Annotated in this window: 11 protein-coding genes; 9 read left to right on the top strand and 2 right to left on the bottom strand. The window is 40.3% G+C overall.

Translation table 11 applies throughout. The features are described from left to right. The first annotated feature begins 12 nt into the window (after window positions 1–12). From M3610_RS06995 to nagA, 8 genes are all read left to right on the top strand, one after another. Window positions 13–816, top strand: a complete 804-nt coding sequence (locus tag M3610_RS06995; protein WP_098572874.1) for a DeoR/GlpR family DNA-binding transcription regulator — start codon at window positions 13–15, stop codon at window positions 814–816. A gap of 22 nt (window positions 817–838) precedes the next feature. Next, the gene (locus M3610_RS06990; protein WP_251457704.1) at window positions 839–1,852 is read left to right on the top strand and encodes a Gfo/Idh/MocA family protein; all 1,014 of its coding nucleotides are present in this window, start codon (window positions 839–841) and stop codon (window positions 1,850–1,852) included. Window positions 1,853–1,874: 22 nt separating this feature from the next. Next, window positions 1,875–2,933, top strand: coding sequence for a Gfo/Idh/MocA family protein (locus tag M3610_RS06985; RefSeq protein ID WP_251457702.1), 1,059 nt, complete (start codon window positions 1,875–1,877; stop codon window positions 2,931–2,933). Between the two features lie 69 nt (window positions 2,934–3,002). Beyond that, window positions 3,003–3,773, top strand: a complete 771-nt coding sequence (locus tag M3610_RS06980; RefSeq protein WP_098572877.1) for a sugar phosphate isomerase/epimerase family protein — start codon at window positions 3,003–3,005, stop codon at window positions 3,771–3,773. After that, complete coding sequence (locus M3610_RS06975) at window positions 3,770–5,539, top strand: glycoside hydrolase family 2 protein (protein ID WP_251457700.1); 1,770 nt, start codon at window positions 3,770–3,772, stop codon at window positions 5,537–5,539. Before M3610_RS06980 ends, M3610_RS06975 begins: the two co-directional genes overlap by 4 nt. Before the next feature lie 20 nt (window positions 5,540–5,559). After that, complete coding sequence (locus tag M3610_RS06970) at window positions 5,560–8,706, top strand: alpha-mannosidase (RefSeq protein ID WP_251457696.1); 3,147 nt, start codon at window positions 5,560–5,562, stop codon at window positions 8,704–8,706. A 37-nt stretch (window positions 8,707–8,743) separates the two neighbouring features. Beyond that, the gene (locus tag M3610_RS06965; RefSeq protein WP_251457693.1) at window positions 8,744–9,832 is read left to right on the top strand and encodes a GNAT family N-acetyltransferase; all 1,089 of its coding nucleotides are present in this window, start codon (window positions 8,744–8,746) and stop codon (window positions 9,830–9,832) included. Between the two features lie 14 nt (window positions 9,833–9,846). Further along, window positions 9,847–11,001, top strand: coding sequence for an N-acetylglucosamine-6-phosphate deacetylase (nagA, locus tag M3610_RS06960; RefSeq protein WP_251457691.1), 1,155 nt, complete (start codon window positions 9,847–9,849; stop codon window positions 10,999–11,001). Window positions 11,002–11,057: 56 nt separating this feature from the next. On the opposite strand, the gene M3610_RS06955 is transcribed toward nagA, so the two are convergent. Both M3610_RS06955 and M3610_RS06950 read right to left on the bottom strand, forming a co-directional pair. Beyond that, window positions 11,058–11,852, bottom strand: a complete 795-nt coding sequence (locus tag M3610_RS06955; protein ID WP_251457689.1) for a sugar phosphate isomerase/epimerase family protein — start codon at window positions 11,850–11,852, stop codon at window positions 11,058–11,060. Continuing rightward, window positions 11,849–12,937, bottom strand: coding sequence for a Gfo/Idh/MocA family protein (locus M3610_RS06950; RefSeq protein WP_251457688.1), 1,089 nt, complete (start codon window positions 12,935–12,937; stop codon window positions 11,849–11,851). The genes M3610_RS06955 and M3610_RS06950 overlap by 4 nt, the downstream gene beginning before the upstream one ends. Window positions 12,938–13,067: 130 nt before the next feature. Between M3610_RS06950 and M3610_RS06945 the strand changes: the two genes are divergently transcribed. Then, window positions 13,068–13,901 carry an AraC family transcriptional regulator gene (locus tag M3610_RS06945; protein WP_251457687.1) on the top strand — a complete coding sequence of 278 codons (834 nt, stop codon included), beginning with the start codon at window positions 13,068–13,070 and terminating at the stop codon, window positions 13,899–13,901. Window positions 13,902–13,977: the final 76 nt, after the last annotated feature.

Raw genomic sequence — 13,977 nt, 5'->3', positions numbered from 1 at the left:
GGGTATTTCAAAATGATTGTGGCAGAGCGCAGGAAGGTTATTAAAGAACTATTGATAAAGAATAAAAGTGTAAAAGTTTCTGATCTAGTCGAATTATTGCATGTATCCGAGGAAACGATTAGACGGGACCTCACCCAGCTGGGAAAAGAAGGAATTGCAGAGAAAAACTATGGGGGAGCCATCCTGATTGAAGAAGAACAGTATCAGAATCATTCCCTGATTCCTCCAGTTAATAAACGAAAACTACAATATTCACATGAAAAAGATTCGATTGGGAAAGCAGCTGCTCAATTAATAAAGGAAGGGCAAATTGTTATTTTTGATGCAGGGTCAACCAACTGGTATGTGGGAAAAAACTTACCGGAAAATAGTCATTTAACGATTATTACTAATGCCATGGATGTAGCAGAAGAATGCAGCAAAGATGAAACTGCCTCGATTTACTTATTAGGCGGGAAACTAAGACGAAATTCAATGAGTCTGGTTGGTCCACAGGCAGAAATTGAATTACAAAATTACAATGCCGATTATGTATTCTTAGGAACATCAGGGATTTCACTGCGCCAGGGTTTTACAAGTTCTGATTTGTATGAAGCAGAAATTAAACGGGCAATGGTTTCCTCAGGACAAAAAATTGTAGTAGTAGCTGACCATAGTAAACTTCAAAGGGCAGGGTTAACCTCTTTTTGTAATTTTAATGAAATAGATATATTTATTACTAGTGAACTCGCCGATAAAGATATCCTTAAGGAAATTGAAAAAAAGGGCGTTGAAGTGATTGTTGTACCGGTATCAGAAGTGATAAATGAAATATAAAGCTTAAAAGTGAGGAGATCCCATGGTTAATGTTGCTTTGTTAAGTAAATGGCATGTCCATGCAGACGATTACGCACGTCAAGCCAATCAAAATGAACACATTCAAATTAAGGTCGTTTGGGATGAAAATGTGGAACGTGGTCAAGAATGGGCGAAACAACTTACTGTACCTTTTGAACCAGACTTAAAGGAAGTTTTGGCTGACCCAGAAATTGATGCCGTTATTGTAGATACACCGACAAACCTCCATAAAGAGATTATTATTCTGGCAGCTGAATATAAAAAGCACATTTTTACTGAAAAAATACTCGCTTTTACAGTAGAGGAATGTAATGAAATCTATGAAGCAGTGAATCAGAATCAGGTAAAGATGATGGTTTCGCTGCCTCGGCTAACTGAGAATTATTATTTATATGCAGAACAAGTTCTAAATGAAGGGCTATTAGGGAAACTAACGTCTATTCGATGCCGGCTTGCACATAATGGTGCGGTTCCTTTAGAGGGGAATCCAAACGGCTGGCTGCCTAAGCACTTTTTTAATAAAGAGGAGTGCGGTGGAGGTGCATTTATTGACCTTGGTGCCCATCCGATTTATTTAACGAACCGCCTGGCAGGACCAGTAAAAGCTGTGATAGCTCGCTTACAGCCACAATCGGAAAATGAAGTTGATGTTAATTCAGTGGCGATTATCGAGTATGAAAACGGAGCGTTAGGAACAATTGAAACAGGGTTTCTTTCTAGTGGAAGCCCTTTCCAGCTAGAATTGTATGGAACAGAAGGAGCATTATTAATAGAAGATGATAAAATCCGCTTAAAATCTAAACAACTGGGTGAGGGGTGGCATACACCTGATACTTTGCCAACCGCACTGCCTTTGCCAATGGAACAATGGATAAGCTCCATTATTGAAGGAAAAATTCCATCCATTACAGAGAAGGATGTGCAGGGATTAACATTGATCAATCAAGCCGCAATCCTATCACAAACACAAGGTCGAAGAGTAGAAAAAGATGAAATATTGACTGTGAAAAAATAGGAATAAATTAGGGGGAAATCCAATGAAAAAATTAAGAGTGGGCATTATTGGTGCTGGTGGTATTGCAACGGGTGCCCATATTCCAAACTATTTAAAATGCGGGGAAAAGGTAGAGATTGTTGCAATTTGTGATGTTGTGAAAGAAATGGCTGACAAGGCGGCATTAGAATTTAATATTCCACATGTTTTTTCAAGCTATGAAGAAATGTTTCAAAGCGTTCAAATAGATGCGGTAAGTATTTGTACACCAAATAAATACCATTATCCTGCAACAATGGCTGCATTATCTGAAGGTTGTCACGTTTTATGCGAGAAGCCGCCGGCTATGACAGCAAAAGAAGCTGAGGAAATGGCCATCGCCGCTGAAAAGGCTGGAAAAATCTTAACTTATGGGTTCCATTTCCGCCATGCTCCACATGTAGAAGTGTTAAAGCGCTTTATTGATGGGGGAGAACTAGGGGAAATATATGCTGCACGTGTGACGGCTATGAGACGCCGGGGAATTCCAGGCTGGGGTGTGTTTACAAATAAAGAACTTCAGGGCGGGGGACCTTTAATTGATATCGGGGTTCACATGTTGGATACCGCTTTATATTTGATGGGTTATCCTGAGCCGGAAACTGTTTTTGGTGTGACGTATCAGAAGCTTGGCAACAAAAAAGGAGTAGGTCTCATGGGAACATGGGATTGGGAAAACTTCTCAGTGGAAGACATGGCACGTGGCATGATCACGTTTAAAAATGGGGCGTCAATTTTATTAGAGACTGCTTTTGCTGCGAATGTGGAAAAGCATGATGTGATGAATGTTTCCTTAATGGGGGATAAAGGGGGAGCAGATGTGTTTCCACTGAAAATCTATCAAGAAAAGCATGATACTTTAATAGATATTACCCCTTCTCATTTGCCTAAGAGAGACTGGCACGAACTTGAACTTGAGAGATTTGTAGATTCGTGTTTAGAAGGAACAAAAACGATAAGTACAGGTATACAAGGTGTCTACCTTCAGAAAATCATTAATGGACTGTATGAGTCAGCAGAAAAGGGCGAAGCAATTAAATTAAGTGAAGATGTAACTGTATAAATAGTCCAATCAAAGAACAGCGGTTAAAGAAATTTAACCGCTGCTTTAAAAAAAGGGGTTGTTTGTTAAATGAGTAAAATAGGCTTACAGTTATTTTCTGTTTGGAAAGATGCAGAAAAAGACTTTTTGGGAACGTTCCAAAAAGTAGCTGATCTTGGATATGAAGGTATTCAATTTGCAGGCTTTTATAATACTCCAGCCAAAAAAGTTAAACAGCTATTAGATGAACATGAAATGGCGTCTGCCGGTGCACATGTAGGGATTCACCAACTATTACAACCAGGATTAGAAAATATTTTTGACTATCATCAAACCATTGGAAATAACTTAATTATTTGCCCGGCTATTCCAAAGGAAATGCGCGAGACCGCTGATGATTATAAGAGAACAGCAGAATCATTAAACAAAATTGGGGAAGCATGCAAAAAAGCGGGCTTCATTTTTGGTTATCATAACCATGACTTTGAATTTGAGAAATTTGGAGATAGAACGGGTCTTGAATTGCTATTTGGTAACACAGAGCCTGATTTGGTAAAAATGGAACTAGATTGCTATTGGGCTAGTTTCGCAGAATATGACCCGATAGAAATTATTCGAAAGTATAGAGATAGAGTCGTGTCACTCCATATCAAAGACATGAAAATTGTAAACGGTAAGAAGGCCGGCACAGAAGTTGGCAGGGGTATCTTTGATTATGCCTCTATTATTAAAGCAGCGAATGAATATGGTGTGGAGTGGTTCACAGTTGAGCAGGAAGAATTTGAAGGTGATCCTTATGAAAGTCTTGCGATAAATGTAGACACTCTTAAACATTTACTGGCGGAGGCTGCGATAAAATGACATCACTAACTCCCCGCTCGGAATATCCAAGACCAGATTTCACAAGAAATGAATGGCTCAATCTTAACGGACCATGGAACTTTGATTTTGATGATCATAATCGTGGTTTAAGAGAAGAATGGTATTTAAATCACCATTTTTCTAATAAAATTATCGTTCCATATGCATTTCAATCAAAATTAAGCGGTATTGAAACGAAAGAATTCCATGATGTTGTTTGGTATGAACGGTGCTTTACCATTCCTGAAGAATGGCAGGAAAAAAAGATCCATCTTCATTTTGGAGCGGTTGATTACCGGGCAACAGTCTGGATTAATGGAAGATTTGTTTGTGCCCATGAAGGCGGGCATACATCGTTTTATGCCGATATTACTGACGCTCTAATTAGCGGAGAAAATAGAGTAGTTGTAAGGGCAGAGGATAGTTCCACTGATTTGGAACAGCCGCGGGGGAAACAATATTGGGAAGTCGATTCTGGCGGAATCTTTTACACAAGAACAACAGGTATTTGGCAGACAGTTTGGCTTGAGCCGGTAAGTCCATCCTACCTTGACCGTGTGAAACTTACTCCGAATATTGATACAGGTGAAGTTTCGATAGAATATATTGTCCAAAATAGGAAGAGCAAACAAGAACTTGAAATCGAAATTACATCCCATGGCCAAATTGTTGTCAATGATAAGGTCCAAGTTCATTTGGTTCAACGGAAAAACAAGCACATAGTTTCTCTTGTGGATTTTGCAAACGGCGAAGGTAAGTTATGGAGTCCAGAAACTCCACATCTTTATCATGTAGAATTCCGTCTCAAAGAAGATGATGTACTTTTAGATAAAGTGCAAAGCTACATTGGGATGAGAAAAATATCTATACAGGATGGAAAAATTGAGCTCAATAATAAGCCATATTATATGAAACTTGTCCTTGATCAAGGGTATTATCCTGAAGGCCTGCTAACAGCCCCAACAGATGAAGATATAAAAAGAGACATCGTATTAACGAAGGAAATGGGCTTTAATGGGGTCAGAAAGCATCAAAAGGTTGAGGAACCGCGGTACTTATACTGGGCAGATCAATTAGGACTGCTGGTGTGGGGGGAAATGGCCAATAGTCATACCTTTACAGACAGGTCAGTAAAACGTATGGCCTCGGAATGGCAAGAAGCTATTGAACGGGATTATAACCATCCGTCTATCGTTGCCTGGGTGCCGTTAAATGAGAGCTGGGGAGTACCGCGACTAAAAAGGGATCCGCGCCAAGCCCATCATTTAGTCAGCATGTATTCCTTAACAAAATCGATCGATTCCTCCCGTTTAGTGATTTCAAATGATGGCTGGGAGCATACCATTTCAGATATCCTGACCATTCATGACTATGAAGGGGAAAAGGAAGTTTTAACAGAACGTTATTCAGCATTGGAGAATGTCTTAAAGTATACTCCAGCGGATCGTTCTTTATATGTAAACGGCTTTCAATATCATAATGAGCCTATTATGATAACGGAGTTTGGCGGAATCGCCTATCAGAAAAGCGACTGGCAGGGGTGGGGTTATACCGCAGCATCAAATGCTGATGATTTTATTAAACGATACTATCATGTGGTCTCGGCTTTGTTGGAGTCTCCACTAATCCAAGGTTTTTGTTATACCCAATTCACAGACATCGAGCAAGAAATTAATGGACTATTAACCTATGACCGACAGGCTAAAGTTGATCTCAATATCATTCGTAATATAAATGAGGGTAGGAAGCTGACCTTTGCTGAATAAGGATGACAGGAGTGTTTTGTTTGTATTTTACAGTTGAAAAAATTGAGAAATATTTAGGAGAATTGAAGGGTTATATTTACAAAGAAACAAAAGCAATTCCGGCTTTTCAATACAAAGAGTGGGACTTTGGTGAAGAGGATAAATATGCCTACAAAACAGATTTTGATGACAAAAACTGGGGGAATTTTCAAATTGGAGATTCCTGGGGCGGCTATGATAAATCTGCTTGGTTTCGCACTACCGTCTCTATACCTGAAGAATGGAAAAATGAACGAATAGTCATCCACTTATTAGTCGGCCCTCGTGACGGCGGCGGGTCAACAGCTGAGTCTTTATTATATGTGAATGGTATTCCATTACAAGGAATTGATGTATGGCACGAAGAAGCATGGCTGCCGCCAGAGCTTCTGCAAAACAATCAAATTCAAATTGCTATAAAAGCATGGAGCGGGGTGTTAAATCCACCTGACCGCCGAAGATTTAAAACAGCAAAGCTCGCCTGTGTCGATGGAGCGACAGAAAAATACTATTATTTAGCGCATACTCTCGTAAATACGGTAAAGGTTTTGGATGAGCATGACTTAAGAAGAACAAAAATGCTTCAATTATTAAATGAATCGATGTTAAAGGTTGATTTCTTAAAGCCTGGCACCGATTTCTTCTATCAATCGATTAAGGAAGCATATGAATTTCTAAAATCAAAGGTCGATCAATTAGGGGAATTGAATGAATTAAAGCCATTAGTCACAGCACTTGGCCATTCACATATTGACATGGCATGGTTATGGCGTTTAGTTCATTCGCGTGAAAAAGCTTCGCGGACATTTTCAACGGTATTACATTTAATGCGCCAATATCCTAATTACAGATACATCCATACTTCTCCGCAATTATACAAATATTTGAAAGAAGACTACCCTGAAATTTTTGCGAAAGTCAAAGAGAAAATAGCCGCCGGTGAATGGGAAATAACAGGTGGTATGTGGATCGAGCCCGACACAAATGTACCAAATGGAGAGTCCTTAATCCGTCAAATTCAGTTTGGAAAACGGTTTATGAAAGAAGAGTTTGGGGTTGATACAAGGGTCGTTTGGCTTCCAGATGTGTTTGGATACTCATGGGCATTACCGCAAATCATGAAAAAGAGTGGAATTGACAGCTTCATGACGACAAAAATTAGCTGGAGTCAATATAATCGATTCCCATTTGATACGTTTAATTGGCGCGGCATCGATGGAACAGAAATGTTTACTCACTTTATTACCACACCTGAAGAGGGGGCAAAGCAGTATACGTATAATGGCATGGTCGAACCGGCCAGCGTGAAAGGGATTTGGGATGCCTACCAGCAAAAGGAAGTAAACGATGAGCTATTACTTGCCTTTGGCTGGGGGGATGGCGGCGGCGGACCAACAAAAGAAATGATCGAAGCAGCCGAGGCTATGAAAAATCTGCCGGGTCTTCCAAGAGTTCAAATGGATACAGCTGAACCCTATTTTAAAAGGTTAAGAGACCGTGTGAAGGATCAAACAATACCAGTTTGGGATGGGGAATTATATCTAGAGTATCACCGGGGGACCTATACATCGCAAGCGTCATTAAAACGGGCTAACCGAAAAGCGGAGTTTACCTATCACAATGCGGAATGGTTAAGTGTCCTTGCTGATCAATTAACTCATCAGTCAAATTATCCACATACAGCATTAAATGAAGGCTGGGAGATGTTGCTTCTTAATCAATTCCATGACATATTGCCAGGTTCATCCATTCGTCAAGTGAATGAGGATGCGCGGAAGGATTATGCTATTGTCCAAAATATTGGGGAAAAGGTTCTTAATGAAGCCAAAAGTTCGATTGAACAAAACATTCAAATAGAACAGGGCGGCATAGTGGTTTACAATTCTCTTTCTTATCAACGTGATGGGTTCATTGAATTGCCAGTGTCACGATTCTTTACAGAAGAAACCACCATCGTTGATGAAGCAGGAAATGCACTCCCAGCACAAGTAATCCAAGAGGCGAATACACAAAAGGTGTTAATTCATGCGAATAACGTACCAGCACTAGGATATAAAACCTTTAAATTAAGCAAGGGTTCCATTTTACAGTCTGGAATTGTGGTGAAGAAGGATTATATTGAAAATGATTTTTATCAGATTCGTTTTAATGAGAAAGGCCAGATTATTTCCTTATTTGATAAACGCGCAGCCAGAGAAGTTCTTGCTGAAGGTGCAAGGGGGAACATCCTACAAACATTTGAAGATAAACCGATGAATTTTGATGCTTGGGATATTGATCTTTATTACCAAGAAAAAATGCGCGAGGTTGATAATTTAGCGGCAGTTGAGGTTCATGAAGAAGGTCCTGTTCGCGGAAGCTTAAAATTCATTTGGAAATTCTATGATTCTACTATTACACAATATATAAGTGTTTATAAAAATTCTCCTAGAATTGATTTCCGCACGGTGGTGGATTGGCAGGAAAAACAGACCTTATTAAAAGCAGCGTTCCCAGTTAATATTCGTTCAACCAAAGCAACCTATGATATTCAGTTTGGGAATATAGAACGCCCTACTCATTGGAACACCAGCTGGGACCATGCCCGGTTTGAAGTGGTCGGACATAAATGGGTGGACCTTTCCGAAGGGAATTTCGGGGTGAGTTTATTAAATGACTGTAAATATGGTCACGATGTTAAAGAAAATGTTTTACGGTTAACATTAATCAAATCTGCGATCAGCCCTGATGAGACAGCGGACCGTGGCATTCATGAATTTACATATAGCTTAGTACCGCATACAGGGGATTGGCGCGAAGGAAATATTGTGAAAGAAGCGTATAACCTAAATGTTCCGTTATTAGCAGGTGAACTTAAAGCGAATCAGACTGGGAGCTTACCAGCAACACATCAATTTGTAGAAATTGACAATGACCATGTTCTCCTGGAAACCGTCAAAAAAGCGGAGGATGATGAAGCAATCATTGTACGTTTCTATGAATATAAGCAATATAGGAATCAAACAAATGTCTCCTTTGCAAAAACAATTAAAAAAGCTGTGGAATGCAACTTAATTGAAGAAGAAGAAAAGGAAGCAGAATATCAGAATCAGACCCTTTCTTTCTCTGTCTCTCCATATGAAATTAAGACATTTAAAATCTGGTTCTAACTTTAAAATGAAAGTCAAAATAGAAATGGAGACAACGATGGTAGAATTAAGATTACTAAAATCGGAATTCGAGTACGCACAAGCGATTCAATTAGCGGATAGAGTCTTCCGGGATGAGGATCATATCTCAATGGGGGAGGCCTTCCCCCTAGTATTTTCACCTGAACTAAATCAATCATATGGAGTATTCATTAATAATGAACTAGTCTCCTTTATTGGGCTAGTGCCTTCAGTGATTCATCTAGATGCTGCTGAGATTCAAGCCTATTCAATAGGTGCCGTTTGTACCCATCCAGGCTATCGTAAAAAAGGCTTTGCCAGCATGCTTTTAGATAAGGTGTTTACACATGTTCAGAGGGCGGACGCTTCCATTTTATTTGTATCAGGCAGTTTACCAATATATATAAAAGCTGGCTGTTCCTTTTACGGTAAATTAAATAAATATGAAATAAATAAGGGAGATTTACAAGTAAGGGGTGACTTCTTGATAAGAGAATTATCCCCATTTGATTGGTTTTATTTACGGAAATTAGGTCAATCTCGACCTGTTTATTTTGAACAAAGTATAAATGATTTTTCTATCCTGAATAAGGCGGCTGGCTTTGCCAGTATCCTTAAGATGGAACACAAGATTTTGGCTGCTGAATCTGAAAATGAATTAAAGGGTTTTATCGTTTTTGGTGTTCCAAATTCATCATCAAAATCTGGAAAGCAGCCAGCACGGGTGATTGAATGGGGAGGGGAGCCGGAAGCGGTTAAAGCTATTTTAGCTCAAGCCTTCGAGAAAGGAATAAGTTCATTGAAATTTTCCATTCCTGCATACGAAAAAGAGCTTAATAGACTCCTAGACACGATTGAGAAAACTGCAGCACCATTTCCAGGCACTAGTAAAATTATGGACCTAGATTTGTTATTAAAACAAATACAACCTTTCCTTCATGGAAAAATCAAAATAATAAATCATGATATGAGAAGCAAAGAACTAATATTTAACCAGAAGTCAGTAGTCTTAGATAATGTTTCGTTAGAAAAATTAATCCTTCAAGGCGATCCAAATCTTGACGCTTATTTAAACGATATTTTTCCCATACCGCTTCCATTCCCTGAAGGCTTAAACTATGTATAAGGGGTTATGAAATTATGAGTACTATATTAATCCGTAATGTTCGTTGCGTAAACGAACCTGAACTTAATCGTAAATCCCTGCTTATTCGTAATGGTAAAATTGAATCGATCCATAATGATGAAGAATCCTTAGTTCGTAAGGCTGATTCTGTCATTGATGGAAATGAGCAATTGCTGATCCCTGGCATGATTGATGTACATATACATGGGGCGGATGGTTTTGATATGATGGACGGCAACATCGGTAGTGTGGAAGCCGTTTCCAGAGCCTGCGCTCGAACAGGCTGTACGTCTTTCTTAGCAACATCCGTATCGTCTTCATTACATGACCTGCTTAAAATGATAAGAAATGTAAAAGAGGCGGCCGGGAGAGAACCCGGCGCCGGGATCGTTGGCCTCCATATAGAAGGACCCTATTTAAATGTGAAGCGTAAAGGAATGCAAAATGAGCTATATTTAAGGCATCCTGAATTGGATGAAATGAAAATCATTTTAGAGGCATCTGGTTCATTGCTGCGAATGGTGACCCTAGCTCCGGAACTGCCGGGCGGTCTTGAAATGATCCGTTTTTTAAAGAAGCAAGGAATCATTGCGTCGATTGCTCATTCTGACGCAACCTATGAAGAAGCAAAAGCTGCATTTCAAATTGGTGCCAGCCATGTAACTCATTGCTTTAATGGAATGCGGCCTATTCATCATCGTGACCCAGGGGCGGTCATCGCTGCTTTTGAGGATAGTGCTGTTAGTGTACAAGCTATTGTTGATGATGTGCACCTCCACCCAGCCATTGTAAGGTTAATGTATCGGGAAAAAGGCCCAGATCATATGGTGCTCATTACAGATGCTCTTCAGGCTATGGGGATGGGGGATGGAACCTACTTATTCGGAGGGCATGAGGTGAAGGTGAGTCACGGAGTCGCTACATTAAGTGACGGTACACTTGCATCCAGTACTGTCACAATGAATCAAGCAGTAGAGAAAGCAGTTCGATCGGGAATCCCTTTAAAAGATGCTGTTACAATGGCAACAAAGACACCTGCAGATATTTTGGGATTGTCCAATAAAGGCAGGATTGAACCAGGGGCAGATGCGGACTTAGTCCTTATGAATGACCAATTCGAAGTGTTGTGGACTGTTGTAAATGGAAAAATGGTCTATAGACGAAATTAGAGAAACTTTCACGATGAACAGGCATGAATCCACTTAGCTGGATTCATGCCTATTATTTAGGAAATAAAACCACGTAAATAGTCTATCGAACGTTGAACATCCTCACCCATCGTCCGGCGCGGCTGAATACTGTCGGGATGCCATAGTTCGAGTGCCAGCCAACCGTTATAGTGAATGGAATCTGCAGAAGTCATAAGCGAAGAGAAGTCAATATCTCCTTCAAGCAAGTCTTCGGATGGCAGGTTCCCATGTTGATTACGTAAATGAAAAGCATAAATCCTTTCTGGATAGGTGTTGACCCACTCAATCGGATTGCATCCAGAAACAAAAGCCCAGCCAGTATCAACGCAAAGTCCTACACTCATATCTGCATATTGGACGACCGATCGCAGGTCACCTGATGCATTGTGATTGTCAGCAGCATGATTATGCAAGCAAACCCTTAGCCCCAACGGGGAAACAAGTTCAGAAATACGGGATAAGTTTTCACCTTGCTGTTTAAAATGGTCCTCCGACTTGGCAATAACATTTTTCCAATTGATAGGGTCAGCATTTAGTAACAAATCAGAACCTTCAGCTGCTGCTAAACGTTCGGCGATTGGCAAAACAGACCGCTCCACATCAAGAGTGTTAAATGGTACATGTAATGGGAGGCCAATATAGGAGGCTGAGACTGCCAAACCATAGGAACGTGCTAATTTAAGTTTTTCTGTATCAGCATCAATTTCAACAGCATCTAGTCCTGCTTCAGCACAAGCACGGAAAAGTTCATCCCATTCAGGTGTCTTTCCATCTCTTTTCCAACGCTCAGCCCAGCCATACATATTTGATGAAAATCCTCGAATGTTCAAATAATTACCCCCTTCTGAATTAAACTAATCGTTTGTTTTTCACTCATTCTCGCGGCATTATATAGGGAGGTAATACAGTGGAAATTATTCAGAACCTGCTGATTGACGTTTGCGTGTGAGTCAAGTCCTCTCACTTTTCGATAAAAGTGAAGAAGAGGGTTTTCAAAAATAGTGAACTCACTTCGTGGTCCGGTTTCAACTTGTTCTTCAACAATTTTTCCCTGCTTATCGTATCGTCTGAAGACAGGCTGTCGTGAATCGAATGGCGTCCAGCGAACTGAGCCTAATGTCCCTTCGATTTCCGCCCGTACGTATTCCTCACCATGGGCACATGAGGCTCGTTCATAATGAACATGGACAGGATGATTATCGGAGATGTATGTCATAGATGCTCCAACATGTGTTTCCACATCAAATGGTGTATCAGAGGGGTCAATTTCTGTTATGGGTTTGGCCGTCCAAGCGGAGTTTACCTCAATAACGTCCGGATGGAGTATGTCATTCAAGGTGGCAAAGTCATAAGGTCCCCAATCCATTAGAACACCTCCGCCGCTTTGGGTTGAATCAAGAAACCAGCGGCTTACAGGCTGGTATTCAATTCCGGAACGGCTTCGTTCCCATTTGTTTACAAATGTAACATGATAAATATCTCCGAGACAGCCGGAGCGAATGATATTTTTGACTGCTTCCATGTGAGGCATTCCCTTAAAGCGTACGCTGCAGCAGCCTAGTAACCGATCATGCTTTTCTGCAAGCTGAACCATCTCTTCGGCTTGTGATAGATTCATAGCAAGAGGTTTTTCACAAAGGACATGGCGGCCAGACTTGAGTGCCAACTTTGCTGGATCTAAATGCGCCAATGGAGGGGTGCAGATGATTACGATATCATCATTTTCGGCCGCTTCAGAGTTAAGCATTTCTTCCATGTTTGTAAAACCAATTGCATCAGGGAACTGATCACAGAAAGCAGCCAGCGCGATAGGATTTGTATCAGCCACTCTCAATTTAACCGGTTCGGAAAGTTTCTTTGCCGTTTCTGCATGTGTACGACCGATGACACCCGCGCCTATAATATATAATCTCAAAACAATCACCTCAGTTAGAATTAATGGTTCCACTCTAACATAATCAAAAAATTAGATTCTCCTCCAATTAGGATAAAAACTAATCAAATTGTACAGAGGAAAATTTGTTAAAATAGTATAGGGGTGAAAAATGTACGTTGAACATTTACAATTACAACGCTCGTTTGCATTTTGCCGAGTCTGGGGGTCAGATGAAGAGCATGATTTACATATTCATGATTGTTTAGAAATTGGGGTTGTGCTTAAAAATGAGTTGAAATATCAGTTTAATGATCATACTTACATTGGCAGGCCAGGAGACGTGTTCTTGTGCCGTCCTTTCGAGCCTCATTGGAGTTTTTCTAAACCTGATCAACCGTTCGAATGTATTCTAGTTCTGTTCACACCCTCTTCCGTCCATAAAATTCCAGATGGTAATCAGCTGATTAAGCCCTTCTACACCACGAAAGGTGTTCAGCCCTTAATACCTGCTAACACGAATTTTGCAAAAACAATAAGTAAAGCAGCGACTTTAGCTGTGGAAGCTCAGGAACAGGGGAAGGAAGCCTGGGTGACTCATCAATTCATGCATTTGATTGATATTTTGTTACAGGTGAATCAGTATGTAAAAGAATCTCAATCTACGGACGTTAACAAACTGCCGCCTTCTGGAATTGTTGAAGCCGTGGGGTACATGCTTGATCATTATCATCTGCCTCTTGATATTGAAAAACTATCATCGCAGGTAGGATTAGGGAGAACCATGTTTTTTAAAGAGTTCCGCCAGTTGACAGGCCTGACTCCCAATGAGTTTCTCAATCGGCTTCGGATACAGAGTGCAAGCGATTTACTTCGGACCACAAATAAAAGTATGATTGATCTCGCCTTTGCAAGCGGATTTCAGTCATTAAGTGCCTTTAACAAGCAATTTAAAAGATATACCGGCCAAGCTCCACGAGAGTATCGTAAGAAGTCTAATACATAAGAAAACCTTTTATTTGCATTATACAGATGGATAAGTAATAGTTATACTATCTAGGTAAAGTTTAAATTAAGAAGGA

The organism is Neobacillus sp. MER 74 (assembly GCF_023714155.1).
Note: the sequence above shows the minus strand (reverse complement) of the source record. Positions and strands in the feature narration are given on the sequence as shown.

Excerpts from the sequence above, each read along its gene's own strand:
- nagA (WP_251457691.1), top strand. The coding sequence starts at position 9,847 with ATGAGTACTATATTAATCCGTAATGTTCGTTGCGTAAACGAACCTGAA.
- M3610_RS06945 (WP_251457687.1), top strand. The coding sequence starts at position 13,068 with ATGTACGTTGAACATTTACAATTACAACGCTCGTTTGCATTTTGCCGA.
- M3610_RS06995 (WP_098572874.1), top strand. The coding sequence starts at position 13 with ATGATTGTGGCAGAGCGCAGGAAGGTTATTAAAGAACTATTGATAAAG.
- M3610_RS06985 (WP_251457702.1), top strand. The coding sequence starts at position 1,875 with ATGAAAAAATTAAGAGTGGGCATTATTGGTGCTGGTGGTATTGCAACG.
- M3610_RS06975 (WP_251457700.1), top strand. The coding sequence starts at position 3,770 with ATGACATCACTAACTCCCCGCTCGGAATATCCAAGACCAGATTTCACA.
- M3610_RS06990 (WP_251457704.1), top strand. The coding sequence starts at position 839 with ATGGTTAATGTTGCTTTGTTAAGTAAATGGCATGTCCATGCAGACGAT.
- M3610_RS06965 (WP_251457693.1), top strand. The coding sequence starts at position 8,744 with ATGGTAGAATTAAGATTACTAAAATCGGAATTCGAGTACGCACAAGCG.
- M3610_RS06980 (WP_098572877.1), top strand. The coding sequence starts at position 3,003 with ATGAGTAAAATAGGCTTACAGTTATTTTCTGTTTGGAAAGATGCAGAA.